The sequence below is a fragment of the Methylibium sp. T29 genome, from assembly GCF_000576205.1.
Taxonomy (GTDB): Bacteria; Pseudomonadota; Gammaproteobacteria; order Burkholderiales; family Burkholderiaceae_C; genus Methylibium; species Methylibium petroleiphilum.
The window spans coordinates 1-2,008 of the sequence record NZ_AZND01000413.1 but is presented as its reverse complement, the minus strand read 5'-3'; the positions used below and the strand labels follow the sequence as shown (position 1 = coordinate 2,008).

Below are 2,008 nucleotides of genomic sequence, written 5' to 3'. Positions count from 1 at the left end.
CCCGCTCGTGCGGGCGGCCGCCGTGCGGCTGGTAGCGCAGCAGCGCCTCCAGGTCGCCGGCCGCGGCCAGCTGGCGCAGCGCGTTCCGCAACAGCTCGGCCTGGCCCGGCAGCGACGGGTAGTTGAAGTTCAGGTCCAGCATGTCGGCCGCCACCGCGTGCTGGTCCACGCCCTGGCCACGCGGCACCGCCGTTTCCTTGACGAAGGTACCGCGGCCGGTCTCGCCGCTCACCAGGCCCATGGCCGCCAGCTCGGCATAGACGCGGCTGGCCGTCACCAGCGCCAGGCCCTCGTCGGCCGCGAGCTGCCGGTGCGTGGGCAGGCGGGTGCCGGGCGGCAGGCGGCCGCCCGTGATCTCAGCGGCGAACCGGTCGACGACCTGCTTGTACCGGGCCTGGGCCATGGGGCGATGTTGTATGCATGACAATTATTTGATTGTATTGATTGGCACGCCTAGCATCGAGCCCATGCACATCGCCATCCTCACTTTCGAGGGCTACAACGAGCTCGACTCCCTGATCGCCCTCGGCATCCTCCACCGCGTCAAGCAGCCCGGCTGGCGCGTGTCGATCGCCAGCCCGAGCGCCCGGGTCCGTTCGATGAACGGCGTGGTCATCGAGGCCCAGGCCTCGCTGCAGGACGCCGTGGCGGCCGACGCCGTGATCGTGGGCAGCGGCCTGCAGACCCGCGAGGTGATCGCCGATGCCGCGCTGATGCGTCAACTGAAGCGGCTCGACCCCACCCGGCAGCTGCTGGGTGCCCAATGCTCCGGCACGCTGGTGCTGGCGAAGCTGGGCCTGCTGCACGAGGTGCCGGCCTGCACCGACCTGATCACCAAACCCTGGGTCCAGGAGGCCGGCGTCGACGTGCTGAACCAGCCTTTCTTCGCGCGCGGCAACCTCGCCACCGCGGGCGGTTGCCTGGCCTCGGCCTACCTGGCGGCGTGGGTCATCGCGCGGCTGCAGGGCGTGGCCGTGGCCGAGAGCGCGCTGCACTACGTGGCGCCGGTGGGTGAGAAGGAGGCCTATGTGGCGCAGGCGATGCGCAACATCGGGCCATATCTCGCGGGCACCGAACCGGCAGCCGCCTGACAATCGGGCCGTTCGAAACCCATCTGCCGGGGAGCCAGGATGTACCTGCCCAGCCATTTCGAGGAGCGGCGGCCCGAGGCCCTGCACGACCTGATCGCCCGCCACCCGCTGGGCATGCTGGTCACCCACGGCAGCGGTGGCCTCGACGCGAACCACGTGCCGTTCGAACTGGACGCCGGCGTGGGCCCGCACGGCGTGCTGCGCGCCCACGTGGCCCGCGACAACCCGCTGTGGCGGAGCGTGGCCGACGGCGACGAGGTGCTGGTGGTGTTCCGTGCCGCGCAGGCCTACGTCTCGCCCAACTGGTACCCCAGCAAACACGAGGCGCACAAGCTGGTGCCCACCTGGAACTACCGGGTGGTCCATGCCCACGGGACCATCACCGTGCGCGACGACGAGCGCTACGTGCGCGGCCTGGTGGCGCGGCTCACGCGCCAGCACGAGGCCGGCCAGCCCCGCCCGTGGAAGATGGGCGACGCGCCCAGCGACTACATCGACGCGATGCTGAAGTCCATCGTGGGCCTGGAGATCGCGGTGGCGCGCCTGGTGGGCAAGTTCAAGCTCAGCCAGAACCGCGAGACGCGCGATCGCGTGAGCGCGGCGCAGGTCCTGATCGACCAGGGCGACACCGAGCTCGGCGAGGCGATGCGGGCCGTCGGGCCGCCCGCGTGAGCTGCCGCTGCAGGCGGCCCTAGCGGGACACGCCGATCTCGATGATGCCGAAGCTGCCGTAGTCGGCCTCGACACGGTCGCCCGGCTGCACCGCCAGCGGCACCATGCAGGTCCCGCACGAGGCCCAGTCGCCGGCGCGCAGGCCGACGCCCAGCGAGGACAGCTCGTTGGCCAGCCAGGTGAGTGCGGTGCGCGGATCGCCGAGCAGCGCGCGTCCTTCGCCGCGGCGCGTGCAGCGCACGCTG

The 2,008-nt window shown here is 71.5% G+C and carries 3 protein-coding genes and 1 pseudogene; 2 read left to right on the top strand and 2 right to left on the bottom strand.

All coding sequences use genetic code 11. The features are described from left to right. Window positions 1-403 (bottom strand): GntR family transcriptional regulator (locus x551_RS21560; protein WP_036251231.1); only part of this gene is annotated, 403 nt, incomplete at its 3' end. 64 nt (window positions 404-467) lie between these two features. Between x551_RS21560 and x551_RS21555 the strand changes: the two genes are divergently transcribed. Further along, window positions 468-1,091, top strand: a complete 624-nt coding sequence (locus x551_RS21555) for a DJ-1/PfpI family protein (RefSeq protein WP_036235255.1) — start codon at window positions 468-470, stop codon at window positions 1,089-1,091. A 39-nt stretch (window positions 1,092-1,130) separates the two neighbouring features. Further along, window positions 1,131-1,763 (top strand): FMN-binding negative transcriptional regulator, encoded by a 633-nt coding sequence (locus x551_RS21550; RefSeq protein ID WP_036235257.1) that lies wholly within the window; start codon window positions 1,131-1,133, stop codon window positions 1,761-1,763. Between the two features lie 19 nt (window positions 1,764-1,782). Here x551_RS21550 and x551_RS21545 read toward each other — a convergent pair. Beyond that, window positions 1,783-2,008 (bottom strand): annotated as a pseudogene (locus x551_RS21545) (hydratase); the annotation flags it as partial.